The following is a 25,630-nucleotide window of genomic DNA, read 5'->3' on the forward strand; positions in this document are numbered from 1 at the left end:
GGCCTTTTGGCCTTTTCGGGTAGGGCCTTTCCCCTTGCTCCCGTTCCCTTCCCCCTTCGCGACCTTTTTTTGCCTTCGATCCTTTGGGATTTAGGGCATTTGGCTTGATCACGCCAGGGTCAATGCGTGGCTGACCCAGACCGGATTGGACGACCACCACGTTCCCGGATGGACTTACCCTGAATGAGCGCATTGGCCATTTGGGTGATGTGCGGATGAAACGGGGTGGTGCAGGGTGTTGACATAATTGACAAGAGAGACATGGGAGACTAGATTGCTGTTGTCTCAATCCTTTTTGTGGGTGATGACCATGCCCAAGACCCTCGAATTCATCGCCGATCACCTGCCGCGCGTCACCGTGGACGATGCCGTGCGCAGCTTCTCCGCCAGCGTCGAAATCCGGGATGCCCGGGCTTTTGCAGCCGAACTGCAGGCGTTTGTGCATGAACGTGTGGAAGCGGTAGTGCTTCCGCCTTCCTTCGAAATGCCACTGGTGGAAACCACGGAGCAGACCTTGGCGCGCAAGGCGGCTGCGTTGCGCGCCAGCACCCGGTGGGTGGCGGGCGAGACCGACATCCAGCGCGGCCGCGCAGCGATGCTGGAAGCCTTCGATCAGCCGCACAATCTGCCGCTGCCCGAGTTCGCCCGGCTGGCGAACAAGTCGCGCCAGCAGATCTACAAGGACATCGATGCACACCGGTTGCTGGCACTGAACGTCGGGCCGCGCGGCCAGAAGTTGCCCGACTGGCAACTCGATCCGGTGAAGCAACGGTTGACGCAGGCCGTGTTGCAAGGGGCGGTCGGGGTCGACAACTGGACGCTGTACCGCGCCCTGTCCGAGCCGCTCGAGAGTCTGGACGCTCGCTCGCCGGTGGAGGCCGTGACTGCCGATTCGGTCAGTGAGGTGACCTCGGCGGTGCTCAACGTGCTGAGCATCCATTGAGATGGGCTTGGCGTGAGTATCGAGTTGACCGCGTTCCGAATCGAGACGGGAACACTGCTCCAGCATGTGAGTCGCGTGGTCTACCGGGGCCAGCCGCTGTACTTCGGCCGTGACGGCACCAACCGTTACGACGCGCCAGCCCGGGACTACGGCGTGCTCTACCTGGGCCGCGACCTCCCCACGGCATTGATGGAATCCATATTCCACAAGCACCAGTGGGACAAGGACGCCCAGCGCTCGATCGCACTGGCAGAAGTCCAGAGCCGTTTGGTACGCGCAGTCGGCGTGGTCGAAGAACTGCAGTTGGTCGACCTCACGGCCGAAGGCGTGATGGCCGGCTACTTTGGCTTGAACCTGGAGCAGTTGGCCAGTCGCGGCTACACGCACACTCAGCAGGTGTCCAGCCAGGTGCATGCGATGCAGGGGGGCGATGGTGTGCCATTGTTCGACGGGGTGCGCTATCCGTCGCGCAACAACTACCCCGCCACCAGCATCGCCCTGTTCGAGCGGGCCGAGCGGAAGGTCAAGCTGATCGAGGACATCGACTTGCCTGACCATGCGGACTGGCCGAATTTCGTTGCGGACTACCGCATCGGCGTGGAGCCCGATCCGGGTCCGGTAGAGCGATCCTGAGCCAAGTCTGGATAGGTATCGACGATGAAGCCCGCCGTATACACCACCTTCGCAGAGCACGCCGGCCGGACGCTGGGCCGGATGTGGCGGGGACTCGTGCGCCTGGATCGGAAGGCGCACGGGCGGCTGATGGCAGTGGGATGGACGCCGGGCAGGGCCGGGGCGGCATTGCTGGCCCTCAAGTTTGTCCTACTTGGCGTACTGGCCTACACCGCGTTGTGGTTGGCGTTGCTGCTCGCGCTCGTTGCGTTCGCAGCTTGGACAGCCCGGAACTCTGAGCGCGACGATTCGGAGGAATGGGCGATCGGCGATCAGGCGGAACGCAAGCGCAGTATTTTCTACGATCCGATCAACTACGACGACGATCCAGACCCCCGCTTTGACGATGAGCGGTAGGTAACTGCTACCTCGCACCACGTATGACGGTGCTGGTTCCCTTCGATCCGGCTTGGCCTACGGACTTCGTACCTTCAGACAGTCCCTGCAGCGCATTACCTGCGCGAACGCCCACCCAGCCCAGCGCCGTGACCCAAAAGGCAGGTAGAACAATAAACATCGTCGCCATGACGAAGTTCAGCAGCATGTCCCCGAAGGCATTGTTCAGCCCGATCAGCGGATCGAAGTTGCTGTGCGGCGTGTTTGCGCCGAATCCCCAACCATAGAGCGCATCGAGAATCGTGCTGTCGAGCCAGCGCGCGAGCTGGAACCAGAAGTCCACGAAGAACAGCGCGAACTCCACGCAGCTCACCGCGACCAGGGCCTTCAGCTCGTAGGTGCCGAACAGCAGCACCAGCGGAATGCAGATGACGAGCGCCATCTTGAGCAGCGACAGCACCATCGGCAGCGCCTGGCGCACCACGTCCATGGCCGGGAAGAAACCCAGCGATCCAGCGGCCATGCCGAGGTCGCCGGCACCGCGGGTCACGATGTTGGGCAGCGTCTTCTCGATCTGGCCGCCGTAGTCGGTATAGACGGCGCCCTGGTTCATCTTCTGCTGCCGGGGCGAGACGACGGCGCGGATCACCGAGTCGTTGACCTCGTCCGGCGACAGGAATCCCACCCAGCGGCCGATGCGGGTCAGCAGATCTGGATCGACCTGGGCCAGCAGGCGCGCACGCAGCCCGCTGCTGCCGTCGGACCACCACTGCCGGCAGCTCGGATAGCCACCGCCACTGTCCACCTGGGCCAGCCCCGCATCGCGGGTCGCGTCGTAGGGCCAGGCCGTGCGCGGCGTACCCGAGTGGTAGGTGTCGTAGAAGCCGGCTGTGTCGAGGAAGTAACTCGAACCGATCCAGGTCACGTCGTTCATCTGCGCGTCGGAGAGCGTCGGCCGGTTCATGAACAGCTTGGCGCGCGAAGGCCCGTAGCAGTCGTGCACGAAATCGCCGACCTCCTGCGCCAGCACCAGGTCGTCGATGCGGGTGGAATCGACGTCCATGCGCATCTGCCGCAGGTCGGCCCCGCAGGGAATCGCAGCCACCGCAGCGCCGGTGACAGCCTTCGAAATGGCGTGCATGAAGAACCACCACACCGGCACCAGCGCGCTCTGGTTGTTGAGCGTGGTGTAGGCATTAGACCAGCCCGTGTCCGCCGGTTGGGGCACGCTGACCTGGCACTGCGCGGAGCGCGTCGTGTCGAAGCGGATCGCGCTCAAGTCCACCGGGATGAAGGGGATGCCGGCGAACATGATGACCATGATCGCCACCCACACGCGGTTCTCGATGCGCATCGAGGACAGCACGCCCTTGTTGCCCTCGTCCGCGCCCTCGGCCCGCGCCCGCAACCACTCCTGGATAATGATCGCGACGAAAGGCAGGGCAAACACGCCGCTGGCCACGAGGATGTTCCAGATGCCGTTGTTGACCACCCAGCCCACCAGGGTCAGGTAATACTCCAGGTAGTCCGTCGTGTAGAGGGTCATGACGACCTCCTCGCGTCAGCCGTTGCGCAGCCATTGGCTGCCTTCGAGCAACACGACGGTGACTACGGCCGCGATCTCGACGCGCTGCAAGCGTTGATGTGTCTCGGCCTCCGGCTCGCGTCGCCGCAGGCGCTGCCGCATCCACCACCAGCCATAGGCCGTCGCCGCGTAGAGCACGAGGCGCCAGGCCAGGAAGTGGGTCGAGTGCGCGTGCAGCCAGCGCTCCCAAGCATCGATGCTGCCGACGACGTGGATGGCGGTGACGTTTACGGTCACCGCAACGCCGCAGATCAGAAGCGCCCACAGCAGCGCAACGCCCATGCGCCGACTGAGCAGCCGAGAAGGCCGTAGCCAGGTCCGGCCGCTCATGGCGTGCTCCGGGGCTTCTGCACTTCCTTGAGCCGGTCGCGCGTCGTGTCGCCCTCGAAGATGCCGCGTGAGCCCGCGGCGCGGGTGCCGTGACGCTGGACGATCGCCATCGCGGCGTTGCCGGCCAGCGTGCGCCGCAATTCGAGCTCGGTCTTGAGGTTGTTGATCTCCTGCTCCAGCGCGCTGTTTTCCTGGTCGACCGCCTTCACCGCCAGCTCGTTGGCCGCGACGTTCGGCTCCTTCTTGCCGGTGAGCAACGTGCGCTGCAACAGCAGCGCCTTCTCCAGCACACTGGAGAGCGCTGCCTCGGAGGCCAGGCGCTTGCCCAGCAGATCCTGGTCGGGCTCGTCGCGCAGGGCCTCGATCACGCCGCGGGTGATCGGCAGCGAGTTGCTGCCCGCTGCTTCCAGGTTCGCTACCGTCGTCGGCTTGGCGCCGGTTACCAGTTCCTGCAAGGCCTGCAGCTTGGTCTCGTACTCCTCCTGGATCACCGGTGTGAGGCCGACGCCCGGCGTGGTCTGGGTCTTGGTGCAGCTTTCGCAGGTGCGCTGCTCGCGCTCGCCCAGCACGCGGTTCGCGAAATCCGCAGCCGCCTGCGGTGAAGTCCAGGTCTGGCAGGCCAGCCGGTTGCCGCAGGACGCGGGCGGGATCGACGAGGTGTCGGAGACGCTGCGTCCGTTGAGCAGGTTGTAGCCCGCGCGGGTCACATCGCCCACCACCTTGATCGGGCTCTGGCCCGAGCCCCCCGCATTGCTGCCCCCGACCCAGGGCACGCCGTTGTTGCCCTTGTTCGACTCGGCCTGCTCGACCGCCGAGACCGCGTCGCCATTGGTCGCGACCGAGTCCCGCAGCGACATCCCCTCGGCAAGCTGATCCCAACCGGTCTGACCGCCGGCTATGTCGGCCATCCGGCTGGCGATGGCCCGGCAACTCATCTTCGACCGGTCGAAATCCAGGCGGGCCTGCAGCACGCCGTTGGTGAGCAGGTTGTAGAGACCCGGATCGGCGCGCTGGATGATCAGCGCCGGCAGCGATGCCACAGCGCTGGTGGCGCTCTGGATCACCGAGGACATGATTTGCTGGAAACCATTGGTGATCCCGTTCAACTGGTTCTGCAGTGTGGTCGTGATGCTCATGTCACCGCAGATCAGGTTGCTGTTCCAGCCGACGCCCACGCCAATGCTCTGCATGTTCCCGGCGCCGCCCATGGATACGGCCCGACCGCCGCCGATGCTGTAGAGCACATCGTCGCCGATGACGCTGCCACTCACGCTGACACCATTTGGGTCGATGCGGGTCTGCGCCCACGCCACGCTGCTCGCAGCCGCCACGGCACAGGCGAGGACCGCAGCCCGGGCATGGGGCAGGGCGCTGCGGATGAGAAGGGAGACGGAAGTTCTCATCGGAGACTCCTCACTGGAAATCGACGCTGCCGAGGAAGATCTGCCCCTTGCGCTCACAGCAGGCATAGGGCCGCCACAAGGCCCAGGCGTAATCGCCCTGCTCGGCCTGTTCGCGCGTGTCGCTGTGCGGAAAGACCGCGCAGGTGTTGGAGAGGGTTGGCGTCAGCTCCTGCCACTTGCCGGTGGAGGCATCGCTCTCCTTCAGGGCGCCCGCGGGCCAATATCCATCCTGGGCGTCCGCCAGCAGCGACTGGTAGACGTGCGCTTGATTACTGCGCGTCACGATATCGCCCGCCCGCTGCGCCACCACGGCAGCGCTCATGTAGTCATCGCTCTGGTGAAGGAAGCCCCCCCGCGGATAGACGTTGCCCCACAGGTTGGCGCCAGAGCGGCTACCGATTTCACGCATGCCAGGGGTCCGCGCCTCAGGGTAGTACTTCTCGGGAATGTTGTTTCGCCAGGCCAGCGTGTCGAGCGTGCTCAGCAGATACGCCATGAAGGCCGTGCCCGCGCCTTCGCAGGTATAGCCAGTGCGGCTGGCGAACTGGCTGAACACGTAGCCACCCGGATGGCCGATCACGTCCGCGTTCTTGAACTTCGCCAAGTTGTTCTCGTTGTCGTGGTTGGTGGTGCCGTCGCCGCCCGCCTGAGCCGAGTCGTTCGGGGGGCTCATCGCCCGCACGTCCGTCCACGGGTTCTCGCCGGTGTTCGAATAGCTCGAGACCACCGCATCCGGGATGTAGTGGCGCACTTTCACCGAGGTGCGCACCGAGCAACTCGTCCACGTGCAGTGCAGCCAGTAGCAGATGCCGACCACGCGGTATTCCAGGCAGTCTACGGACAGGGCGGACGCGGTGATGGTGGCGGTGTTCAGGGCGAAGGCCGATGCCGCTCCACTGAACAGCACGGTGGCCACGGCTGACCGCAGGCGCCGTGTCGGCGCAGTCAGCAGGCAGGTCATGGGTGGCCGCTCCGATAGGCATCGATACGCGCCACGGCACTCGCCACGTCACGTTCGCCATAGACCACGTAGCCCCGATCGACCACCACCGCTGGAATCTTGCTGATACCCAGGCCCCAGGCATCGGCTACGCCCTGGTAGGCCTGCCCCATCCGGCGCTGCAAATCGCCATGGCCGCCGCTCAGCCGCTGGCGTGCGAGGGCTGTGGCCAGGCCGGGCTCGGTGGGCAGGCCTGCGGAAAGTTCAGCCTCGATGCGTGCGGGCCGGTCCAACTCGATGATCCGCTCGCCGCCCATGGGCTTGACTGGGTGATGGCTGTCGGTGACGACGAGGACATCGGCGGCGAAGGTGCCAGCGCTGACTGCGGTCAGCACAGCAGTCGTTGCGGTGGCAATGCAGAGGGCCGGCCATCCCGGCAAGGACATGGAAAGGAAGGCCTGCATGTCGGGCACCTTGGGAGTTGATCAGGGTCGTAGTCAAACCCTGAAAGCCCCATCAAATCGACAAACAAAGCGCTCCGCGCGTGTACCGATTACTGCGCTCGTCCCCTGATCAAAAAAACGGCTAGATGCATTCTGAGGTTGGATACACGCATCCAACCACATTTTCGAAACAGACTGATTTGTGCAATACAGGGTTGGGAAGCGAAATGCCTATGACTGTAAGACGCTTGGAAGAGCCATTCATCATCTCGATGGCCCTGCGGCAGGTTGCCGAGCGGAGCGGGCGCGCAGGGCGCGGACTGACTGAGTACTGATCGGCCGAAACGGTCATTGGGGCGCCGCGCTACCAATGGCCGCAATCCTTCAGTCAGCTGCTGTAGGCATCAAGGTCGCACTAAATGACCGCTTCGCCCGTCTGCCTGTAGCCGGACTCAACCCATTTACGACATTCGGAGCCTCGGATCTGGAACCGCAAACCAGTAGTAGGGAATGCGTCGATTTTGCTCACGTTCTGAACGCAAAGTAGTTCTCAGAGCTCACGTCCCCGAGCAGCGTCGAGCTCCTCACTAAAGCGCCCCAAGGAAGCCCGAAGCACATGGTCCTGTTCATCGAAGCACTGCTTCAAGATATCCAGATAGTTGTTCTGCTTCTGGAATCCGTAGGGTTCGATGAGGGACGCCCGCATTACCGTGGACAACGCCGCCAAGTGTTCACGCCGCTCCAAGTTTCGCAGGGTGGTGAGCGCCACACCCAGCAACTCGCCCTTGAGTCGGCGGGGCACGCGCGGCGACCTCAGGATGGCCTCGATGACACGGCCGATGGCTTCTGCGGCTTCAAAGGAAATGTGAATGTGACTGCCTTCGTGCTGGTCGGGAAGCAGCACATCGCCTGGCCTCGTCAGAGCCTCGGCATCCCTCACCCACACAGCAGTAGCGTCGACGACTTCGTACAGCAGGTAGGCCAGCGGCGTTGGGAACTCATAGTTTTCGTCTTCTGGCCGAACTTCGCGAGCGCGGTCGACTAGGCGGCTGGCGAAGTGAGGCATGTAGTGGAGCCACAAATGGTCGGCGACACGTTGATGCAGCCCCTCCAGCACCATGATCCTGAAGAACCAGATGCCGGCATACACCGGGTCGTGGTGCTTTCCAACATCTTGGAAGGTCAGCAGCCGCCCATTGAGCTTCTTCTCGAGAACTTCATCCGCATCAATCCGCGCGAGTACGGCCTCGCCAACAGACCGGTAGATCCCGAGACGGGCTGCCACATCAACATCCGCACAATAGAACCGCAAGAGGCGGTTCTCATCAGGCAGCCATAGGCGGTGCCCGCCGTCGCCGAAGTTGTCATTATTTTTGAGTTCGCTGTAGAAGACGCTGGCCTCATTGGCCAACAGTGCGGCGAAGAACTCGTCTTGGAAGCGTTCCTCAACTCTCGTTGTGCGCTCCATGACCTCCAAGCACAGGTAGGGTCGAGCGACCGCGAGGTGTTCGGTCAAGCGATGGGATGACAGCAACCGCTTGACGACGATGGCTGCGCGGCGAAGCACCCGATGGGAAGGGCCAACCAAGTCGGCAAACCATTCACGGACGCTGAACCATCTGCGGAATAACCAGCTCGTCGGCGCGCCCGCTCCTAACGTGATCGACCCATTGTCTTGGAATAAGACTTGGAAGCCGGGACGCGGTGGGCGGATGGCGTTGGCCAAGCGGCCGCGCACGCTCGTGGACGCCGCCAGGTTCAGCGCCGATGCGAGATGACGCTCCAGCAAGTCGGCGAGTTCCTCGAACTTCCCGGCATGCAAGAGCGACGTGGTCAGATCATCGAAGAGTCCGAGGTTCCACCGTGTCAGCCTCGTCCTCCGCGACCGCCAGTAGACGAACGCGGCGAGGAGCAAGAACAGCAGATACTGGGTGGCGCTCTTGTCGAAGCCCCACAACCAGGGCCCAAAGGCAGGGAATCCGAGTGCCGTGAGGACGGGCTCGAAGAAAAGCCCGTGGATGATGAGCAACGCCGCCCAGATGACCGGCCAGTCGAACCAGTTCAGGCTCAACCGAAAGCTGAGCCTGGCAGTGCTTGGCACGACCGCCCAAACCGCAGCAATCAAGCCCAGCATAGTTAGTAGCGCGCTAGTGTCGATACCTGCAGAGTTCATATGGTGGTCAACTTTGGGAATAGCTGAAGGGGTTCAAGGGCTCTGCTGAAGCAGTTGTGGCAATTACGGAGCAGCCACGTTGTTACGACCATGCCGATGGTATGGCCATGCACTCTTCCCTTTCCAGTTATATTGCGGCTCGTCTCGGAGGCGGTGTTACTCCCGAAAATCTCGCACGAGAGGGCCTCTGATGGTGGCGTAAGTTTGGAGCCCCGCCCCAAAGCGGCCACGGATGACAGACCGCTCCTAGCCGTTATGCACACCTGTTCATAACGGCCACTTGGGACAGTCGGCAGTCAAGCGCACTTCTTGCAGAACCACTGAGCTGCAGGCTGCGGACGTAAAGCGCCACAGACGAATTTACGGTCATTCCGACCATCGAACCCGACCGCCCCGTGTGGCCGCAGTCGGAGGTGCAGCCGGCTCATGCTGCTGCTGATCCCTTCAACGCTGCAGCTTGTCGCTACGAAAAGTCCCCGACCAGATAGGGAATGAGTGGCGGATTGTTAGGGTCGCCGTTGACAAGGTGTCGACTGCTAATCGGAAGATCGATATCGTCAGGCACGGCATTGAATTCATTGTCGATGATCACAAACTGCGTCTCGACCAATTCCCCTGCGGCGAGCTCATAGACCAATCGGAAAAATGCTGCGATGACTTCTGGGTTCTCCACCGAGCTGACGTTCTTGGTTGGCGTGTCAATGATGAGCACCGGAGGCAACCTAACGTCGCCCGCCCGTGTGCAGACCCGATGCAAGGCCAGCGCGTAGCAAGTTTTGAACAGCGCCATCATTCCCCCGCTTCCAGCGTTGTCGAAGGAAAGCACCACAAGGGTCTCGCCAGCGCCAAGAGGAATGCGTGGATAAAAAGTTGCAGGGTCAATCTCTACCCGATAGTGGGCTCTGACATCCGGAAACTTCGCCCGCACCAAGCAGTCCAGGAAGAGCTCGCTCAGTAACTCAACGTTTTTTCGGTCGTTGAAAGCCGACTTCTTGGCGGCGTCCAGCTTGACCCTCAGCTCTGCTTCATCAATCTTCAAGGCCTCCGCCTGCGCCCGTTGCTCTCGAAGCACGTCTGGCAACTTTCGGTATCTGAGCATCTCATCAAATCGCTGCTCCAAAGTGGCTACATCGCGCTCGTGCTGCAATGCCTGAGAGAGGAACGCTGAGTCATACTCCCTCAGCCTGACATCCAGCGAACGGTCCACCGCGCTGCGCTCCGCTGCTATCTCGGCGGCGCGAAGCTGAACGGTCCGCCTTTGAGTACGCATGCGCGCCAAAGTATCTTTCAGCTCTGCCTGACGAGCACGCAGATCCTCGTTGACCACTGATTCGTCGAGAACCCCTACTGCATTGGTGATGTGCTCGGGCTGCCCACAAACTGCACAGAGCCCGACGCCGTGGTCCGGGAGTGTTTGGGTGCATCGAGGGCATGACGAAAAATCAACGCCCCCCAGAACCATCCGCGCGGAAGCTGTTCGCTGGAAGCGAACCGAAAGCATCTGCAACTCATTGATGTGACGTTCAAGCTCACCAACCCGGAGGTCGATGTCCGAAGAGGCCTGCTCAAGCGCAATTTGTTCTTGGGCAAGGCGCCGCGCTCGGTCACGCAGTTCCTCCGCGGCATGCGGTGCTGGCGAACGTTGCTGCCTCGCGGCCTGTGCGGCCGCGCGCGCCTGATCGATTTCAGCCTTAGTCGATTCAATCTTAGCGTCATAGGCATTAATGTCGTCCAACCCAGCATCCGTTAGTGCCTTTGCAAGCGCTTGAGCGCCAGCCAACAGCCCCAAGCGTTGCTCGCGGATGTCCTGCAGCCGGGACTCTAACTCTGCAACCAGCTCCGTGCGATAGCCGAGGACGTATCGCAATGCATCGACGCTCTTCGCTCGGAGTGCATGGTTCTCCGAGTCCAGTTGGAAGAAGATGTTGTCCATCCTCTTCTGGTCGAGATAGCAGAAGCGAAAAAGGTCCCGGAAGCTCAAGCGCTCAAGCCGCTCGTCGGGAGCTCCCTTACGCCGACGCACGTATGGCGGAGCCTCCTTTGCTAAGTGAAACAACAGATCCGACAACACCGCGACGCTCGAGTCGGGCAGAACTTCGTTAGCCCCCTTCCTTGCCGGTATCAGAACCTGAAGAGTCTCCTCGCCCTCTTGCCAGGAAGCCAAAATCTGACTCGAGTCCCTGTCACGATGTAGCGTCACGGGAACGTCGTTGACCGACATCTCCAATGCTGCCGAGACCATTTCCGCCTGTAAGGCTGGCGTCCAGTCGTGGCTACCGCCAAGGCAAAAGTCGATGAGCCGCCCAATACTGGATTTTCCGGACCCGATGGGTCCGAAGAAGTAGACGACCCCTGGCAAGTCGATTCGCTCAATCGATTTGCGGAGCGACAGATGGAGCTTCTTTAGGGTAAGTCTCATATGGCGATTTCCTCCCCCCACTTCATGTCGGTCAGTTCCGGGAACGTGGCATAGATGAATTTCTTCAAGTCCGTTCCACTGCGATTTCCAAAGCTCTTTGCCACGAGCTTCGCGCGCGTGGAAAGGCTCTCAAGTGGTTCTTGGTCCGCCAGTGCTGTAGCCGTGCCCAGCCCCTCTGGCGTTGGCCAAAGTTGAACCGTCTTTCCCTTGACATCTACGGCCACCAGCCCGCGGGCCACCATCAAAGCTACCCACCGGCGATATCGATGGTCCCAAGGGCCATATCGGAACCGAACCATCTTGCTTTCAATAGTTGTTCGCTCAAATTCGACCACCTCCGCCTTGCCCGGGTCCTTCCCGGCAGACGCCAACGCACGCTCAAGGCAATTGGGATAACGCAGCAGAAAGTCCAACTTTGCGAGCTTCGTTAGGCCCTCGACAGGCCGGCCTTTGTCGCCCGCGTGCGCAGCCATCAGGAGCAGCAGCCGCGCCATGTGCAAGTTGTCGTCTCGCTCAGTCGCGGCGAGCGCACGGGCAAGCTCAAGCGCCATCTTGGATCTCCTCGTCCAGCGGGATACCCCAGGCGAACTTGCACTCGCCAGAAAGCATGCCTGCGATGCCCATCAGGGTGTCTTTCGGCTCACGACATACGCGCTCTGGCTCCTCCTTCGCAAGACTGTCCATTCGCTGCAGAATCTGCTTGTAAATCGCAAGGCCACGCGTTTTCTCATCGGCATGGTCAAAGGCCATTGCCTCGATGTCCTTACACTCAACCAGCACGGTGCTGACGAGCTGGTTCGCAATATCGTCAAAGCAATCAGGTTCTAGGAGCGCCCGCTCCATCAAACGCTGGTCTGCCGCGTCCATGCGCATGCGCAATGGCTCAAACTGACTGCCGAGGTAGGCATTGCGCATTTTCCGGTTGAGCACTTCGGCTCGCCCTACCGTGGCGCCGATGTCGATACCGGCTCCGCTATCGACAAACCGGAAGGTTGGTTGTCGAACGCGAGCCATCAACTCGCCCGCCGACTCTGGGGTTATGCATTTCCCACGAATTGCACTATCAGGCCGGCCATTCGTGGCGAGATAAGCGACAGCACCGTCTATCCCATCGACTCGCAATCTGCATGCGGCTTGAACGAGCCCTATCAGCTCGTCCCTCAGACGGCAGCACGAAACCGTTGTTACTAACTTTCTAAAAAGTAATGTCAGGCAAGGGCATATTGACACTCCGGCTGGCGGAAGAACGATTTGACCAGGTTCGGCAGGCGTTGAATCCGGCGCAGCGCGCCCAGCGCCAGCCGCTTCATTTCGTCCTTGTCCTGCACCAGGCGCTTCGAGACCTGGCGCTTCACGTGCGCCCAGACCTGTTCGTCGGGGTTCAGTTGGGGCGAGTACGGCGGCAGGTAGAAGAGCTCGAGCTGCCCCTTCAGGCTCTCGACGTAGGCGCGAACCAGCTTCGCCTTGTGAATGGGGTGTCCATCGACAATGACGAAGACGGGCTTGGTGGCGCCGATCATCAGTCGCTTGAGGAACTCCCGGAATACCGTAGCGGTGACCGAGCCTTCGTGAAGCATGAAGCGAAACTCGCCTTGCGGGCTCACCGCCGAAATCATGTTCAGCGAGAAGCGCCGGCCGGTGACCTCGACGACCGGCGTCTGCCCACGCGGGGCCCACGTGGTGCCGGTGTGGTAGTCGGAGCGAATCCCCGATTCGTCGGCAAAGTAGATCGTCGCGCCCGCCGCACGCGCTTTGGCACGAATCGCCGGATAGGTTTCCGACTCCCATTGGCGCACCAGCGCGGCATCCTGCTGCCATGCTTGGTAGAGCGGCTTCTGGGCGCTGAATCCGAGCATCTTCATGAGCCGGCTGACCGTGGCGATCGACAGCTCCTTGCCGAACTGCCGCTTGATCAGCGCGCGAATCAGCGACAGCGTCCACAGCCCGAACTCGAACTTGTACTGCAGCGGCGTGTTCTCCCGCACTGCCTGAGCGAGCCAGCGCATCTCCTCGGCGCTCACCTTCGAGGGGCGCCCCGGAATCGGCTTGGCAAGCAGCGCGTTCTGTCCGCCGCTCGCAAAGTCGGCCAGCCACCGAAAGACACTGCGCACGTTCACGCCGAAGGCGGCCGCTACGCTTTGTGCTGTCTGCCCTTCGCGAACCGCCTTGATGGCCTGTTGGCGCATGACCTGAAGCGAGTGATGGTCGATGGCCCGACCGTCCGAGTTCCGTTTGCATTTCATGCGCGTATTGTCTCATGCTGTGACAATACTTACGAGAATGTTAGTAACCCGGCGCAGCCAGGTAGCCCCGGAACAATCGATGCGGCCAAGGTGTCGTCATACCCTCGAAGAACCGGCCCCTGCGCGAATCTGAGCTTGCGCAGGGCCTGGAAGAGCACGGTTGCATCGCCTCCTGTCTTGCCGACAAGCTCGGTGAAGGCCGCTTTGTATGGTTGTTCGACCTCGGCATGGGTCGAGGCCCGGGAACAGCACTGAATGAGGCGGTCAGGGCTCGCCGCAAGCGAGTCCACCCTCTTCGTCGTTGCCGCCGGCACATAAGGCGCCGCATTTGAGATGAACTCATAGCCGTCGATGACAGCTCCATGGATTCTCTCGAAAGCGCAGAACCGTGCGACCGAGTCGACTAGTGCGTCGTCACTCCAACGCCATCGCGCGTTTTCGCGGCTGTCCGTTTTGACCTGAACGGCGATGTAGCGGCCGGCAGGCAACTCTAGTAGATAGTCTTCGTGATGCTCGCACCACAGAGCGCGAATTGGACGTTTTCCGGTGAGGCTCTGTGCCAGTAGCCACATACCAATGGCCCATTGGTAGCGAAACCGCTCCTGGGTTTCGTCTCCCCGGTCCGAGGGCGCTGTCGCAAGTCCGTCGACCTGTTCCGGCAACCCGAGCGGAAAGGATTCATTTTCCTTCCGTCCCATCTGCAATCCTCCGAGTCTAGCGCCGAGCACGTTGCGCAACTATGCGACACAGGCAACTGCCTGAAGGTCTGGTTGGCCCGAGGCGACGTTGCTCGGGCCGGCCTGAATCGATCAATGCCCGCTGTGGACCTTCCTCGAGTGCCAACTGGCCGGAAGTAGTTGTCCGACATGATGCCAGAAAGCGGCCGTATGGTAGTCAGCTATGCCGTCGTGGTGTGCGCTGGCTGGATCTCCGTCTGCTCTGAGATCTCCAGAGCGTCCTCGCCCTCAATGCTGCGGTATCCGACGGTGCGTTCCAGGGTGGAATGCCCAAGCAGCAGTTGAACGGCGCGCAGGTTCACAGTGATCTTGTAGATCAGTGTGAATTTCGCACTGCAGTTTAGGCGGTCAGAAAGGTTTCATCGGTTCTTCGAGAGCGCGGATGCGAAAACAGTCATCGCAGAGCCGAAGCGTCCCAGGTCCAGCGGCAGGCATACTCACCATGGCGTAATCACGGGCCGGATCATCCGCACACACACTGCACACATCCGAACTTCCCCTCGACTGAATGGCCGCTTCCGTCATTACGGCCTGCTTGGGATTCCATTCGCGCAGCGCAGCAAACCACTCAGACGTGTGCGGACGGAGGAGTTTGGGAGGCGCTGGCTTGAGCAGTCCCCTACGCTCGAGCCAGGCGGTCGCCGCCTTAACGCGTCGAGCATGAAACTGGGTCAGGATGTCATACAGCTCTACCATCAGAGCAAAGTACTGACGAGGGTGCGATGTGTTCAAGGTAACGTAGCCCCCGTGGTTCAGGATAAAACGGTTTTGGCACAACTCCTCGTCTGCCAGCAGCTCTTCACAGTACGTCTGCTTCCGTTCCTCCGAGCCATTGTGCCCCTCCATTATGGCAATGTGATATTGCCAGGAGTTCCTTTCGAACTCATCTCGCCACAGTTCCAGGTACCTCGAAAATCGCAGGGCTTGCACAAGTTGAGCATCTCCCTCTGGATGCTCCACCAGGTAAGCATCGATATCGTTCAGCGACTCGATCTCAGGGGACAGCTTGCGGGCCTCCTGAAGCAAAGCGTTGGTTGAATCGCGCATGGCTTGGACATTGTCAATATCCTCACGCGAGTAGGCCTCTTCTTCCGGGCTGAGGTTCCTAAGCACATTTGGTACTTCAACAAGCGCCGCGCTCTTCAGGAGCTCTCCCGGGTGACAGAAGTCGGCATCCGATACCAGGTCCACGCCAGCACCGCGGTAGGCCTGCGCGACCAAACGCGAGCAGAACTGCCTCCGGCCAGCCACGAAACCAGCCAACACGCTCTTGGCGGCGCCGGTCACTGTGTATCGAGTACCAACCGCGGCTCTGGCGAAGGAGGCAATAGAGCGCAATTGCTCAGTCGACAGTGGTTCCGTCGGTCGAAGCACATGCGCTGCACAGCCTGGCTCAAGAATGATCCGCCCAAGGTTTCGTGCGTGAACACCGTCGCCAGTGGAATCGATCACGCTCGACGTACCCACACAAATCATGGCGTGAGAGATGTCCGCGCCGGTGAACTTACGTATCGTTTCGCTCATCGGTTCGGGCGTGGTCGTCAGGACAACATCGCCGGGCTGAATGAGGCCGGTGACGAACACCCTGGGCCGCAGTTCCGAGTCACTCAATTCGCGACTCCGATTGACCATCGATTCGCCGCAGGTACTGAACGATGGGGTCTCCGCTATAGCTGTCTGTCGCCTTCTTCACAGGCCCTGACAATGCCTTCTCCGCCAGCCGTTGCGAGGCAATGTTGTCCTCGCCAACGATGGCCTCAACCCAGAAGGCCTGCATTCCTGCTCGATTGAAGGCGTTTTGCATCTCCATGATGGCGGCTGAAACAGCCCCATGAGCCCTTCCTTGTCCCCGGTCAGCCCTCATCAGGCTCGTCGCCCTCAATGGCTTCGGGGCCAGAGTTCGAACGCTTAAGTTGCGCGAACGTCTCTCCCACGAGCGCTGAAATCTCCGCGACGGTACGCTTCGGCGGTATCGTCATTGGCTCCGCTAGGTGCGGAATGGCTTCCGCAAGTGCTGCCAGAAGCGTTCGCTGACCGAGCTTCACTAGTCCGCCATGCAAACGCTGGTTACGTGCATACGCATTTCTGGCGATATGAGCGGGGTCAAATCGCCCTTCATAATCAGGGCACGAGATGTGCTTCAGATACGGGTCGTACTCCTCACTGTACGAGTCCAAGCGGCTAATCTCCATCACCGCATCTAGGCTTAGCCATTCAGTCCTCGTAATCACGTCGTGAGCAGCTTCGCCAGCATGAACGCGTGCGAGGCGTGTGAAAATGTCGATAGGCCCTCAGCGAGCGGTAGCTCGAGCCCGATTAAGCCGGAAAACTCTCTATGGTCCCTTATCAGCATAAGAGCTATGCGGAACTCGTTCGACGAAAGCCCAAGTTGGTCACATATTTCTTTCTTGACCGGCTTGAGATCTTCTGCCCACCTCTCGTGAGGAGGCAGTCGCTTGGCGATAGCCTCAATGTTCACTCGATGCAACTTGCCAGTAAACGTGCCCTGCGCGTATTCCTGTTGCAGCTCCGTCAAGCATACGGAGAACTCTTCCGCCTGCTTGAACATCTCCCGCAGCCGGTTACCGAGCACGCCCAAGCTGATATGTTCACTGTTGGGAAGATGTACGTTCTCGTCAAGATCATGAGAGTACCGAAACGTCATGCCGGTGTTGTCGACCTCGGCAATGTCCTTGAACACATCCTCCAGCGGCATTCCAAGTTCCACGAGACGACTGTCACGCGCGATGGCAGCCGCGAAGTCTGCCCACAGCTTGGTTAAGTCATGGGTGGAAATGACGCCGACCTGGGTTGCGTTCGTACCCAGAGCTGAGACGGCCCGAATCGAGTCCTTCAGGAACAGCTCGATGAAGTGTCTGGCATTGAAACAAATCGGATACACAAGCGCGTCTACAAAGACGAGAGCAGTCTCGCCGGTATTGGGGTCGACGTAGGACTCCGCGGCAGCGGTAGCGAGCAAAGCTAACGTCGCCTGCATGAAGCCCTCCCGATATGCATAGCCTAAGTCGCCAGTCCAGTGGGGGCCAACAATCGCGTTCTGATGTGGGATGCTGAAGTCTGGGCGAAACGACCTGTTTTTCATCAGCTAGCGCTCGCGTTATCGGTAACTGTTAGTTTGGTCGGAATTGGGAAGCGGGGTATGAAATTTTCGGCACTTTGTCGTGCTCAGCTGCGGCGCTTTGTGTCTAAACCATTAGGCAGCGTGTGGTTTCTTGCCAGCCGTGCCCGCTGCGTTCACTTGGAGACGCCGGACCGCTCGTCGTGACTCGTCGTCCGCCTCACAGCGGAAGCAAAATGCCGACGAAGCGTTTGGCGGCCGACCAGTGGCGTGTACTTCAGCTAGCTCGACGACCGACTCCAAAGGGTGTGCGCCGTGCAAAGGCGGCGCTTTTCCAGTGGGTGAAAGCCCCACCCGGCGAAATGCTCCAGCCGGAAGCAACCGGAGCAGTCATGGAGGTAACGAAATGGCTGAAGCCTTCGGGTAAGCGGGCCACAAAATTCGGTGGCAGCGCGAGTGTGCAGGCCGTAACGCGAGTGAACGCTGAGTAAGCCTCGAAAAAGACGATGCACAGGCCGACCCGACGACCCTTTCGGGGAAGGCTGATACGGCTGGACGGATGAGCGAGGCAGGACCGCCAGTCGCTGTGCCGGGGTAGTGGCGACAGCATGTACACAAGGAAAGCGCACGCAACACGGGAAGCCCCTTGGCGTGGTCAGGGATGACCAACCGGACGCTCGTGAGAGACGGTCCGGGCGGCTTGGGGTGGCGGAGAGGCCCGTAGTACCGAGGAAGCCGGGTAATGCCGGTGGAGGGAAGGGGCCTTGATTCAAGATCGACGCAAGACGTAGTGAGGGACGTGGAGATTGGGCAACCTATCAACTCCGATCAGTGTTCAGAAACTGCAGATGGCGTTACACGCGAAAGCGAAGTCGGAATCCGGCTACCGCTTCTACGCTCTGTACGACAAGATTCACCGGCAAGACATTCTGGCCCATGCCTATGCGCAGTGCCGCTCCAACAAGGGCGCTCCGGGCGTGGATCGTCAGGACTTTGCCGACGTCGAAGCGTATGGGGTGCGGCGATGGCTGGACGAACTGGCGCTTGCCCTCAAAGAGGAGAGTTACCGACCGGACCCTATTCGGAGAGTGTTCATCCCGAAGGCCAACGGCAAGCTCAGGCCACTGGGAATCTCGACCCTGCGGGATCGGGTCTGCATGACAGCAGCAATGCTGGTGCTCGAACCGATCTTCGAAGCCGACCTTCCTCCCGAGCAGTACGCCTACCGGCAGGGCCGCAATGCCCAGCAGGCGGCGAAGGAGGTGGAGGAACGCCTGTACCGCGGTCACATGGACGTCGTTGACGCCGACCTCGCGGACTACTTGGATTCTGCATAACAATGCCCCTTGGTTTATGAGGTGTGTTCGAAGAGGTCAGGCTGATCGTCGAGCGCCTTGATGCGCAAGCCTTTGCGCCGTCCGTGGCAGACCAGGACCGCGTCGAGTTCGCCGCGCTTTACACGCTGCAACACGGTTTGACGGGTGACGCCGAGCAATCTGGTCGCATCCTGCATCACCACGTAGCCTGCCGGGCTGTGCTCGACGAAGCGGCTGCGCAACGCGTCGGTGATGCGAATACGCCAGGGTGCGCCAGGCGTCGTTTGTTCCCCTGCGATGAAGCCGTCGTTGACCCATCGGTGTAGCGTGGACGGTGCTGTTCCCAGTACGCGGGCGGCCTGGCGAATGCTGAGCAGCTCGCCGTCGGGATGCTCGGCCGGTTGTTCGAAACAGGGAATCTTCCAATGCCGCCGGAGGTTACCGACGAGGTTCTGGTTGAAACGCAAGCTCCGCGCGGTGACACGGCCCTGGGTGTTGAGAATGCCCGCGATGGTCGCATCGGGATAGTGCTGTGCCAGCCGGCGTACCAGGGCAATGGTGTCTTCGTCGGTGCGAATAGTGGCGGGTCGTGAGCGCGGTAAGGCGACGTTGCATTCGGTGAGCTTGCCGCCGCGCCAGCGCAGCTTGAGCTGCGCCCGATATTGTTCGCGATGCACGGTAATGGAAACCTCCTCGAGCAGCGTGCGCAGCAATTGCTTGTGATCGCGCACGGTGAGGCTCGGTGCATGCCACAGGCGTTGGAGATCGTGGCCGAACGCGAGCAGGCTGCGTCGTTCCTCCGCACTCAATGTACGGGGACGTAGTTGCTCACGTCGAGCCAACTCGTGCTGGGCCTGTTCAAGTTCGTGCAGGAGCTTCTCCCATTGCGCTTCGAGCCCGCGCGCCACCAGGCGGTTCTCGGGATCGACGGCGTGGTATCGCCGCTCGGCGCGTTGCGCTGCATAGTGCGCCCGTTCCACGGTCAGTCGCCACTGCGCGAGTGCAGCGTCGTGATCGGCTTCGAGGCGTTCTGCGGCGCGTACCGCCGCCTCAAGGCCGGCGGGTTCAACGGCATGCAGAAAGGCCTCCGCGACCGCAGCGTCGATTTGCACACCGCCGACATTGAGGCAGTAGACGCCGCGACCGTTCTCGATCCCCTTGTTGCTGCAATGGTAGCCGGGCGTCTGGTTCGTGCCGCGATAGTGCGTCTTGAGCCGCCGGCCGCAGTGACCGCAACTGGCCAGGCCTTGCAGCAAGGCAGTGCCCTCTCTCACCGCACCGCCGGCTTCATGTGGGCGGGGCTTGATATTGGCCCCCAGGCGCGACTGATTGGCTTCATAAGTGGCCCAATCGATATAGCCTTCGTGGTGCTCCCGGATGAGTACGGCCCACTGCGCTTGAGGCAGTCGACGCAATCGCGTCCTGAGCGTGCCGTGCTCATCGACATAGCGTTCCTGTCGGGTCTTGCCATAGCAGTAGGCGCCGGCATAGACCGGATTGGAGAGGACGTTGTAGATTGCGGTGTAGGTGGGGGCGACCCAGCGGATCTGCTCGGTGTGATGCATTTGCAGGGGAAACGACAGCTGCTCCGCCCGGAACCACAGCCAGACGCGGCGGGCCGAGCCGAATTCGCTAAAGCGCTCGAACACGGCTCGCAGCGCACCGACGACGGCTTCGTCGGGATGCAGTTTGACTTCACCTTCAGCCTCGCCCCAAACCAGGCCGGTCGGTAGACCACGGCGTAATTCTCCCCGTGCGGCCTTGTTGCGAATGCCGCCATCCAGACGTGCGCGCAGGGTATGCAGTTCAGCTTCACTCATGGTGCCCTTGAGACCGAGCAACAGCCGGTCGTTGAACAGCGCCGGGTTATACACACCGTCGGCGTCACCGATCAGCGTGTCAGTCATGGTGCACAGATCGAGCAGTCGGTACCAGTCAGAATTATTGCGCGCCAGGCGCGAGACTTCCAGCCCGAGAATGATGCCAACATGTCCGAGCGCAACCTCGGCGGTCATCCGCGCAAAACCGCTCCGACCCGACGTGCTCGCTCCCGAGAGCCCCAGATCCTCATCGACTACGCTGACCTGTCGCTCGTGCCAGCCGAGGACCCTGGCGCGTTGGGCGAGTGCGTACTGGCGCTCTGTCGATTCCTTGTTGTGCTCGACTTGACTGGCGCTGGACTGACGGATGTAGACGAAAGCGGCCCGTTGCAAATGGCTTGGGCCAATCTTGGTCGTGGCGTCACTCATCATTGGTCTCCCGTTGGCTCGGATGCTTGTCCGTCACGACCGTTGCGATCGCTTGAGCCAGCCGGTCGATCACCGCTTCGCGTGTTGTTTCGTCGAGTTGCTCCCACAGACCGTCGTCGCCCGACGGCAGGTCTGCGAAGGTCAGGTTCAGTTGCATCGTTGCTCTCCTGTTTCGTCTGGCGCAGTAAGGCGTCAATGATCAGGCGAGCGTGGAGCAAGTCGGTAAGTGAGCCCAGTGCATCCGATGTAGCGGTGGTACTCGCGGGAGGGTCACCGGCGGAGAAATCGGTCCAGTCGGCGGGAATCAGCCCGCGTGACTGGTCGGGAAGCGTCAGCAGAAGGTGTGATCGCCCGGCTCGTTGCCGTCGGCTGATGACTTGGAGGCGCAGCCCCTCGAACGGGTGGCCGGCTCGTGTGATGATGACCGACTGAGCAAGGTCGTGGAGAGGGGTAGTCTGTCGTGGTTTCCTTTGGCAGCATTCCGCATGCCGAACTGATGCTGTCGCTTGCGCGGCGTATCGTTGATCGGCGTGTGCTGCATCTGAACAAGATGTGGCTCGAATGTGCCGTAGAAGAAACCGATTCCCGAGGAAGAACGAAGCGTACGACCGAAGCCAGGGACAACGGGCGCGGCATCCCGCAAGGCTCCCCAATCTCGCCGTTGCTGTCGAACCTGTACATGCGGCGGTTTGTGTTGGGGTGGAAGAAGCTCGGGCTGGAGCGCAGCCTTGGCAGTCGAATCGTCACCTACGCCGACGACCTCGTGATCCTTTGCAAACGTGGCAAGGCGGAAGAAGCCTTGCAGCGAATGCGCCAGATCATGGGCAAACTGAAGCTGACGGTGAACGAGGAGAAGACACGAATCTGCAAGGTCCCGGAAGGCGAGTTCGACTTTCTGGGTTATACGTTCGGAAGAAGGTACTCGGCGCAAACAGGGAAGGCTCGTATTGCCCTGTGGCCGTCGAAGAAGAGTATCCGGCGCATGGTCGAGAAGGTTCATGCGTTGACCGATCTGAGAACGGGATGGCAAGAGACCACGGAGTTGGTGAGCAAGTTGAACCGTGCGCTGCGCGGCTGGGCGAACTACTTCAGTGTAGGGACCGTCAGCCGCGCTTATCGTGCGCTCGACAGCTACACGGCGACGCGGTTGCGTCGGTGGTTGCGCAACAAATACAAGGTCAGGCGAAGCAAGGGCGGGAATTATCCACTCTCGCACCTTTACGGGTACTTCGGTCTTGCCAGCCTGGGCGGGCGCAACAAGGCGTGGGCGAAGGCGTGATGTCTTGTCTGAGAGCCGGATGCGGGAAATCTGCACGTCCGGTTCGATGAGGGGGATGTGGAAACGGGGTTAAGGCAAGGTTACTCGGGCACCGCCAGACGAAAGGGGCGGACAACAGACAAACCGAGCCTACTGCTACCGCGCCACATCTCTACTCTACCGATGCTACTAGTTCGATGAACCGAAAGCCTGCCGTTCAACCGTGCGGAGGGCCGTGCGGCAGCTTTCCGCAACGATACCGCCGCTCAATCATTGCAGGCTGGCCGGCAGCATAGGCCGACTTCCGGTCCTCGGCCGGAGCTGACGCTGGGCTGACCCTGGTTCAAGGGCCGGTCTCGATCTCGAAGCGGCCATAGACGTCGAACTCGGCCGACTGGCATGAGATTGCTAATTTGGCCGATGAGGGGCGTCAGTTGTAGGTTTGCATCGTGTATCGAGATGTCAAGTAAAGTAGACTTCGCAAATTCGGTGCCGCGTTTGAGATGACGTGGTGATACTGTCGATAGAGAGCACAGGACAGAATACAAGAAGCGATAAATGTCACAGCGGACCCATGCGAGGCGCGCGGAGAGCGTTCAGGACAGCCTGGCAGTCTTTCTCCGTGACCGTCCCATAGACGAGAAGAACGGCGCCAATGCCTGCCTAGGCTTCACCTTCCAGCAGTGGTGGGCCGCCCTATCGATCGCTGAACTTCTTGGCGGCGAGGATGACTTCGCCGTGGGCGTCGAGGTCAAGGAGGACGTAGCTATCCTCGATTCCGCGCAAGCCCCCACAAAAGTGGAGTTTTGCCAAGTCAAGAAGCATGAGCGCGAAGGCGTTTGGGTTCTGAAGGACCTTCACAAGAAGGGCAGTAAACGCAAGGACGGCACGCATGAGCATTCCATCCTCGCCAAACTGTATGCCCGTCGAGCGCAGTTCGGGGCCTCCCGTGCAAATCTGAAGTTTGTCTCCAACATCGGGGTCAAGCTGCCCAACGAAGCTGGTGGGGCCTCCCTCGCTACCAATACAGACTTGTCCTCTCTGACAGCCGAGCAGCAGACGCTCGTGAAGCTCGCCATCAGTACTCAACTGTGCATCCCGGAAGAGGAGGTCGACTTGGCGGGCGTTCTGGTTTTCAAGACCAATCTCCCGCTGGGTGAGCCAGAGATTTTCGTCAGTGGGAAGCTAGAGCAACTATCGTCCACGGGTCGGCTGCCGTTCCCGCTGAGTCATACGTCGGTGGCGGCGCGTGTCCTTGCCAGCGAAATACAGAGCCGGGCGTCCAGCACGACCTACGCACGCAACTTTGAAGAGCTCAAGCTCCGCATCATCTCCAGGACCCAGGCCTTGGACATTCTGGCCAATGTCGCGCAGTCGAGGGCGCCGCTGAGTGAAATCCTAGTCGAAGCCACTACCGAGTTGGATCGGGAGGGGCACCCCTTCATCGAGCGCAAGGACATCAAGGCCCAGCGGGTCAGGGTATGCGCCGATGCATCCGACCGGACCAACATGATATTCAGCGGGGTCGCGAACGCGCTTCAGCGGGCTCGATTTCAAGTTGAGGCGGCCATCGGCGCGAAGGCGACGTTGGGCGAACTGATGAACCAGGTTGTTGAGGAGGCCCGGGCATCGAGCCCAGCCGAGTGCAGCGGCCTACCCTTGGGCTATATCCGCGCTGTGGCGCTACTGGTGGTATTCGATGCAATCGACCTCAACGTATTCACTGCTCCGGCTGGTCCGGAACCTAAGGAAGAAAAATGAGCCAGCGCGTGACTTACAAGACGCTCTGGCTCGTGTCCGCGAGAGACGGGAGCGCCAGAAAGCAGCAGTTCAGTCAGAAGACGCTGCTGCTGGGACCGAACGGAACCGGTAAGTCGCGGATCGTCAAGAATCTGTATTGGGTCTTTGGGTGCAAGACTCGAAAGCGCGACGCAGGCATCTGGGATCCAGACACCGTCGCCGCCCTGGAGTTCGCGTATCGCGACACCAACTATATGGTTGTCCGTGACGGTAAGCGGCTTGGTATGTTCGAAGACAACGACCAGTTGCTCTTCTCTGCCGACAACATGAGTGCTTGGTCCAAGCAGATTGCAGCCTTCTTCGGCTTCGAGCTAAGGCTCAAGCGCCCCCAGAGTGCGACCTTCTCGCAAGCCGGACCAGAGTACATGTTCATGCCGTTCTATATGGACCAGGACGGTAGTTGGGGCGCCGGGTGGGATACCTTCGAACAGCTTACACAGTTCTCGAACTGGAAGGGCGCCACCTTCGAATCCTTCATTGGAATGAGGCCCAATGCCTACTTTCATGCGAAGTATCTTTCGACCGAGATTGGTGACCGAGCCAATGAGCGGCGGAAGGAGCTCGAAGCGCACCGAGCAGCGTTCAAGCGGGTGCAAGACGTCCTGCCCAAGAACCTGCCGTCCCTAAACTTTGCGGCGTTCCGCAGCGAACTTGCCGAGCTTGGTCGCAAGGCGACCAAGCTCCAGCAAGATCAGGTTCGCATTCGCGGGCAACTGCTGGGTCTCGTCAACATTCGTGAGAAGGTGAAGTCGGAGCTGAAAATTGCCCTTGCGGCATACAGCGAGCTGAAGGGTGACTTTGCATACCTCACCGATCGCGCTGGCGAGTCCATCGAGTGCCCCACCTGTGGCACCGTGCACGAAAGCTCCTTCCATGCCCGCATTCTTCTCTCCAGTGATGTGGAGTCCCTGGGAGGTCTCATCATGGAGCTTCGGACACAGGCGGACGACATCGGCAGCAAGGAGGCCAGCATCCGCGCCAGCTTGCAATCAGTGGCGCGCGACATCGCCGAGCTGGACAAGCTTCAACAGGAGCGGCGAGTCAAACTGAAACTAGAGGAGGTCCTCGCCTCTCAGAGCAAGAGGACACTCGACACAGCCTTCCAGCGTGTCAGCCGCGATCTTTCCGGGGCACTGAAGAAACTCGAGGCAGAGAGGGCGAAGGCGGACGAACAGGTCAAGAAGTTCGAAGACCCGGAGCGCCTGTCTGCAGTGCGCCAGTATTTTTCGGCGCAAGTATCGAGTCTGTCCAGCTTGGTCGACGTCCCCATAGATGAGCAGATCGGCGAACCGAGGCCCGGTACACGTGCGCAGTCTGGAGGAAGCTCTGCGCCTCGATCCATGCTGGCAGTCCACCTGGCCATGCTCGCGACCAACGCTGAATGGGGCGACTCCCCACTATTTCCCTTTGTGGTTGATACCCCGCAGCAGTCGGGCCAGGACGATTCCAATCTGACGAAGATGGTCCAAGTTTTGGGCAGAGCCGCCGGAATTCACCATCAAGTCATATTGGCAGCGGAGCGCTTGCCAACGAGCGTACAGCTAGGAGACTTCGAAGTTGTACGGCTCACGGAGAAGAGACAGGTCCTTTCGAAGGACATCTTTGATGAGGCGGTGGCACTCCTTCAGGAGCCCCTATCGGCGCTGAGAGAGAGCCTAAGACCTGCGGTCCACACCGCATGATGAACGGTACAGTGACCAACTC

At 60.8% G+C, this 25,630-nt stretch carries 24 protein-coding genes and 1 pseudogene; 7 read left to right on the forward strand and 18 right to left on the reverse strand.

Going from position 1 to position 25,630, the window contains the following annotated elements:
* The first annotated feature begins 310 nt into the window (after positions 1-310).
* Genes CJ010_RS10410 through CJ010_RS10420 form a run of 3 tightly spaced genes read left to right on the forward strand, consistent with a single transcriptional unit; the run spans position 311 to position 1,972 of the window.
* Positions 311-943, forward strand: a complete 633-nt coding sequence (locus CJ010_RS10410) for an integrase (protein ID WP_141017971.1) — start codon at positions 311-313, stop codon at positions 941-943.
* A 12-nt stretch (positions 944-955) separates the two neighbouring features.
* The gene (locus CJ010_RS10415; RefSeq protein ID WP_141017972.1) at positions 956-1,576 is read left to right on the forward strand and encodes an RES family NAD+ phosphorylase; all 621 of its coding nucleotides are present in this window, start codon (positions 956-958) and stop codon (positions 1,574-1,576) included.
* 24 nt (positions 1,577-1,600) lie between these two features.
* Positions 1,601-1,972 carry a DUF3742 family protein gene (locus CJ010_RS10420; RefSeq protein WP_141017973.1) on the forward strand — a complete coding sequence of 124 codons (372 nt, stop codon included), beginning with the start codon at positions 1,601-1,603 and terminating at the stop codon, positions 1,970-1,972.
* A 7-nt stretch (positions 1,973-1,979) separates the two neighbouring features.
* Here CJ010_RS10420 and CJ010_RS10425 read toward each other — a convergent pair whose 3' ends face one another.
* The 15 genes from CJ010_RS10425 to CJ010_RS10495 all read right to left on the reverse strand — a co-directional run bounded on the left by CJ010_RS10425 (position 1,980) and on the right by CJ010_RS10495 (position 17,327).
* A complete protein-coding gene (locus CJ010_RS10425) occupies positions 1,980-3,497 on the reverse strand; it encodes a conjugal transfer protein TraG N-terminal domain-containing protein (protein ID WP_141017974.1) in 1,518 nt (505 codons plus the stop codon).
* A 15-nt stretch (positions 3,498-3,512) separates the two neighbouring features.
* Entirely contained in the window at positions 3,513-3,866 is a 354-nt protein-coding gene (locus CJ010_RS10430; protein ID WP_141017975.1) for a hypothetical protein, read from the reverse strand.
* The gene (locus CJ010_RS10435) at positions 3,863-5,269 is read right to left on the reverse strand and encodes an integrating conjugative element protein (RefSeq protein WP_141017976.1); all 1,407 of its coding nucleotides are present in this window, start codon (positions 5,267-5,269) and stop codon (positions 3,863-3,865) included. The genes CJ010_RS10430 and CJ010_RS10435 overlap by 4 nt, the downstream gene beginning before the upstream one ends.
* 10 nt (positions 5,270-5,279) lie before the next feature.
* Positions 5,280-6,230, reverse strand: a complete 951-nt coding sequence (locus tag CJ010_RS10440; protein WP_141017977.1) for a TIGR03756 family integrating conjugative element protein — start codon at positions 6,228-6,230, stop codon at positions 5,280-5,282.
* Positions 6,227-6,673 carry a TIGR03757 family integrating conjugative element protein gene (locus CJ010_RS10445; protein WP_141017978.1) on the reverse strand — a complete coding sequence of 149 codons (447 nt, stop codon included), beginning with the start codon at positions 6,671-6,673 and terminating at the stop codon, positions 6,227-6,229. The genes CJ010_RS10440 and CJ010_RS10445 overlap by 4 nt, the downstream gene beginning before the upstream one ends.
* Before the next feature lie 529 nt (positions 6,674-7,202).
* Positions 7,203-8,723 carry a hypothetical protein gene (locus CJ010_RS10450; RefSeq protein ID WP_205754930.1) on the reverse strand — a complete coding sequence of 507 codons (1,521 nt, stop codon included), beginning with the start codon at positions 8,721-8,723 and terminating at the stop codon, positions 7,203-7,205.
* 565 nt (positions 8,724-9,288) lie between these two features.
* On the reverse strand, positions 9,289-11,244 hold the full coding sequence (locus tag CJ010_RS10455; protein WP_141017980.1) for a hypothetical protein: 1,956 nt from the start codon (positions 11,242-11,244) through the stop codon (positions 9,289-9,291).
* Positions 11,241-11,795 (reverse strand): hypothetical protein, encoded by a 555-nt coding sequence (locus CJ010_RS10460; protein ID WP_141017981.1) that lies wholly within the window; start codon positions 11,793-11,795, stop codon positions 11,241-11,243. Before CJ010_RS10460 ends, CJ010_RS10455 begins: the two co-directional genes overlap by 4 nt.
* Positions 11,785-12,258, reverse strand: coding sequence for a hypothetical protein (locus CJ010_RS10465; RefSeq protein WP_141017982.1), 474 nt, complete (start codon positions 12,256-12,258; stop codon positions 11,785-11,787). The genes CJ010_RS10460 and CJ010_RS10465 overlap by 11 nt, the downstream gene beginning before the upstream one ends.
* Positions 12,259-12,452: 194 nt before the next feature.
* Entirely contained in the window at positions 12,453-13,487 is a 1,035-nt protein-coding gene (locus CJ010_RS10470) for an IS630 family transposase (RefSeq protein WP_141017523.1), read from the reverse strand.
* Positions 13,488-13,516: 29 nt separating this feature from the next.
* Entirely contained in the window at positions 13,517-14,185 is a 669-nt protein-coding gene (locus CJ010_RS10475; protein ID WP_141017983.1) for a dsDNA nuclease domain-containing protein, read from the reverse strand.
* A 387-nt stretch (positions 14,186-14,572) separates the two neighbouring features.
* Positions 14,573-15,835, reverse strand: a complete 1,263-nt coding sequence (locus CJ010_RS10480) for a YiiX/YebB-like N1pC/P60 family cysteine hydrolase (protein WP_205754931.1) — start codon at positions 15,833-15,835, stop codon at positions 14,573-14,575.
* A complete protein-coding gene (locus CJ010_RS10485) occupies positions 15,828-16,034 on the reverse strand; it encodes a hypothetical protein (RefSeq protein ID WP_141017985.1) in 207 nt (68 codons plus the stop codon). The genes CJ010_RS10480 and CJ010_RS10485 overlap by 8 nt, the downstream gene beginning before the upstream one ends.
* 43 nt (positions 16,035-16,077) lie before the next feature.
* On the reverse strand, positions 16,078-16,401 hold the full coding sequence (locus CJ010_RS10490; protein ID WP_141017986.1) for a hypothetical protein: 324 nt from the start codon (positions 16,399-16,401) through the stop codon (positions 16,078-16,080).
* Between the two features lie 50 nt (positions 16,402-16,451).
* Complete coding sequence (locus CJ010_RS10495) at positions 16,452-17,327, reverse strand: hypothetical protein (RefSeq protein ID WP_141017987.1); 876 nt, start codon at positions 17,325-17,327, stop codon at positions 16,452-16,454.
* A gap of 824 nt (positions 17,328-18,151) precedes the next feature.
* On the opposite strand from CJ010_RS10495, the gene CJ010_RS10500 reads away from it, so the two are divergent.
* On the forward strand, positions 18,152-18,640 hold the full coding sequence (locus CJ010_RS10500; RefSeq protein WP_240794555.1) for a reverse transcriptase/maturase family protein: 489 nt from the start codon (positions 18,152-18,154) through the stop codon (positions 18,638-18,640).
* Positions 18,641-18,654: 14 nt separating this feature from the next.
* Here CJ010_RS10500 and CJ010_RS10505 read toward each other — a convergent pair whose 3' ends face one another.
* From CJ010_RS10505 to CJ010_RS25710, 3 genes and pseudogenes are all read right to left on the reverse strand, one after another.
* Positions 18,655-20,868, reverse strand: a complete 2,214-nt coding sequence (locus CJ010_RS10505) for a recombinase family protein (protein ID WP_141017988.1) — start codon at positions 20,866-20,868, stop codon at positions 18,655-18,657.
* A complete protein-coding gene (locus CJ010_RS25420) occupies positions 20,861-21,025 on the reverse strand; it encodes a hypothetical protein (protein WP_240794556.1) in 165 nt (54 codons plus the stop codon). Before CJ010_RS25420 ends, CJ010_RS10505 begins: the two co-directional genes overlap by 8 nt.
* 112 nt (positions 21,026-21,137) lie before the next feature.
* Positions 21,138-21,431 (reverse strand): annotated as a pseudogene (locus CJ010_RS25710) (hypothetical protein); the annotation flags it as partial.
* Between CJ010_RS25710 and CJ010_RS10510 the strand changes: the two are divergent.
* From CJ010_RS10510 to CJ010_RS10520, 3 genes are all read left to right on the forward strand, one after another.
* Complete coding sequence (locus CJ010_RS10510; RefSeq protein ID WP_240794557.1) at positions 21,329-22,147, forward strand: reverse transcriptase domain-containing protein; 819 nt, start codon at positions 21,329-21,331, stop codon at positions 22,145-22,147. The pseudogene CJ010_RS25710 and the gene CJ010_RS10510 sit on opposite strands and share 103 nt — an antisense overlap.
* A gap of 537 nt (positions 22,148-22,684) precedes the next feature.
* On the forward strand, positions 22,685-23,887 hold the full coding sequence (locus CJ010_RS10515; RefSeq protein ID WP_141017989.1) for a dsDNA nuclease domain-containing protein: 1,203 nt from the start codon (positions 22,685-22,687) through the stop codon (positions 23,885-23,887).
* On the forward strand, positions 23,884-25,608 hold the full coding sequence (locus CJ010_RS10520; protein ID WP_141017990.1) for a hypothetical protein: 1,725 nt from the start codon (positions 23,884-23,886) through the stop codon (positions 25,606-25,608). Before CJ010_RS10515 ends, CJ010_RS10520 begins: the two co-directional genes overlap by 4 nt.
* Positions 25,609-25,630 lie beyond the last annotated feature (22 nt).

It is taken from the genome of Azoarcus sp. DD4 (assembly GCF_006496635.1).
Classification (GTDB): Bacteria; Pseudomonadota; Gammaproteobacteria; order Burkholderiales; family Rhodocyclaceae; genus Azoarcus.

Coding starts and splice junctions, on each gene's coding strand:
- CJ010_RS10485 (WP_141017985.1), bottom strand. CDS start 16,034: ATGGAGATGCAAAACGCCTTCAATCGAGCAGGAATGCAGGCCTTCTGG.
- CJ010_RS10420 (WP_141017973.1), top strand. CDS start 1,601: ATGAAGCCCGCCGTATACACCACCTTCGCAGAGCACGCCGGCCGGACG.
- CJ010_RS10465 (WP_141017982.1), bottom strand. CDS start 12,258: ATGGCTCGCGTTCGACAACCAACCTTCCGGTTTGTCGATAGCGGAGCC.
- CJ010_RS10475 (WP_141017983.1), bottom strand. CDS start 14,185: ATGGGACGGAAGGAAAATGAATCCTTTCCGCTCGGGTTGCCGGAACAG.
- CJ010_RS10470 (WP_141017523.1), bottom strand. CDS start 13,487: ATGAAATGCAAACGGAACTCGGACGGTCGGGCCATCGACCATCACTCG.
- CJ010_RS10410 (WP_141017971.1), top strand. CDS start 311: ATGCCCAAGACCCTCGAATTCATCGCCGATCACCTGCCGCGCGTCACC.
- CJ010_RS10520 (WP_141017990.1), top strand. CDS start 23,884: ATGAGCCAGCGCGTGACTTACAAGACGCTCTGGCTCGTGTCCGCGAGA.
- CJ010_RS25420 (WP_240794556.1), bottom strand. CDS start 21,025: ATGCAACTGAACCTGACCTTCGCAGACCTGCCGTCGGGCGACGACGGT.
- CJ010_RS10505 (WP_141017988.1), bottom strand. CDS start 20,868: ATGAGTGACGCCACGACCAAGATTGGCCCAAGCCATTTGCAACGGGCC.
- CJ010_RS10430 (WP_141017975.1), bottom strand. CDS start 3,866: ATGAGCGGCCGGACCTGGCTACGGCCTTCTCGGCTGCTCAGTCGGCGC.
- CJ010_RS10435 (WP_141017976.1), bottom strand. CDS start 5,269: ATGAGAACTTCCGTCTCCCTTCTCATCCGCAGCGCCCTGCCCCATGCC.
- CJ010_RS10500 (WP_240794555.1), top strand. CDS start 18,152: ATGGCGTTACACGCGAAAGCGAAGTCGGAATCCGGCTACCGCTTCTAC.
- CJ010_RS10445 (WP_141017978.1), bottom strand. CDS start 6,673: ATGCAGGCCTTCCTTTCCATGTCCTTGCCGGGATGGCCGGCCCTCTGC.
- CJ010_RS10455 (WP_141017980.1), bottom strand. CDS start 11,244: ATGAGACTTACCCTAAAGAAGCTCCATCTGTCGCTCCGCAAATCGATT.
- CJ010_RS10460 (WP_141017981.1), bottom strand. CDS start 11,795: ATGGCGCTTGAGCTTGCCCGTGCGCTCGCCGCGACTGAGCGAGACGAC.
- CJ010_RS10495 (WP_141017987.1), bottom strand. CDS start 17,327: ATGAAAAACAGGTCGTTTCGCCCAGACTTCAGCATCCCACATCAGAAC.
- CJ010_RS10425 (WP_141017974.1), bottom strand. CDS start 3,497: ATGACCCTCTACACGACGGACTACCTGGAGTATTACCTGACCCTGGTG.
- CJ010_RS10515 (WP_141017989.1), top strand. CDS start 22,685: ATGTCACAGCGGACCCATGCGAGGCGCGCGGAGAGCGTTCAGGACAGC.
- CJ010_RS10440 (WP_141017977.1), bottom strand. CDS start 6,230: ATGACCTGCCTGCTGACTGCGCCGACACGGCGCCTGCGGTCAGCCGTG.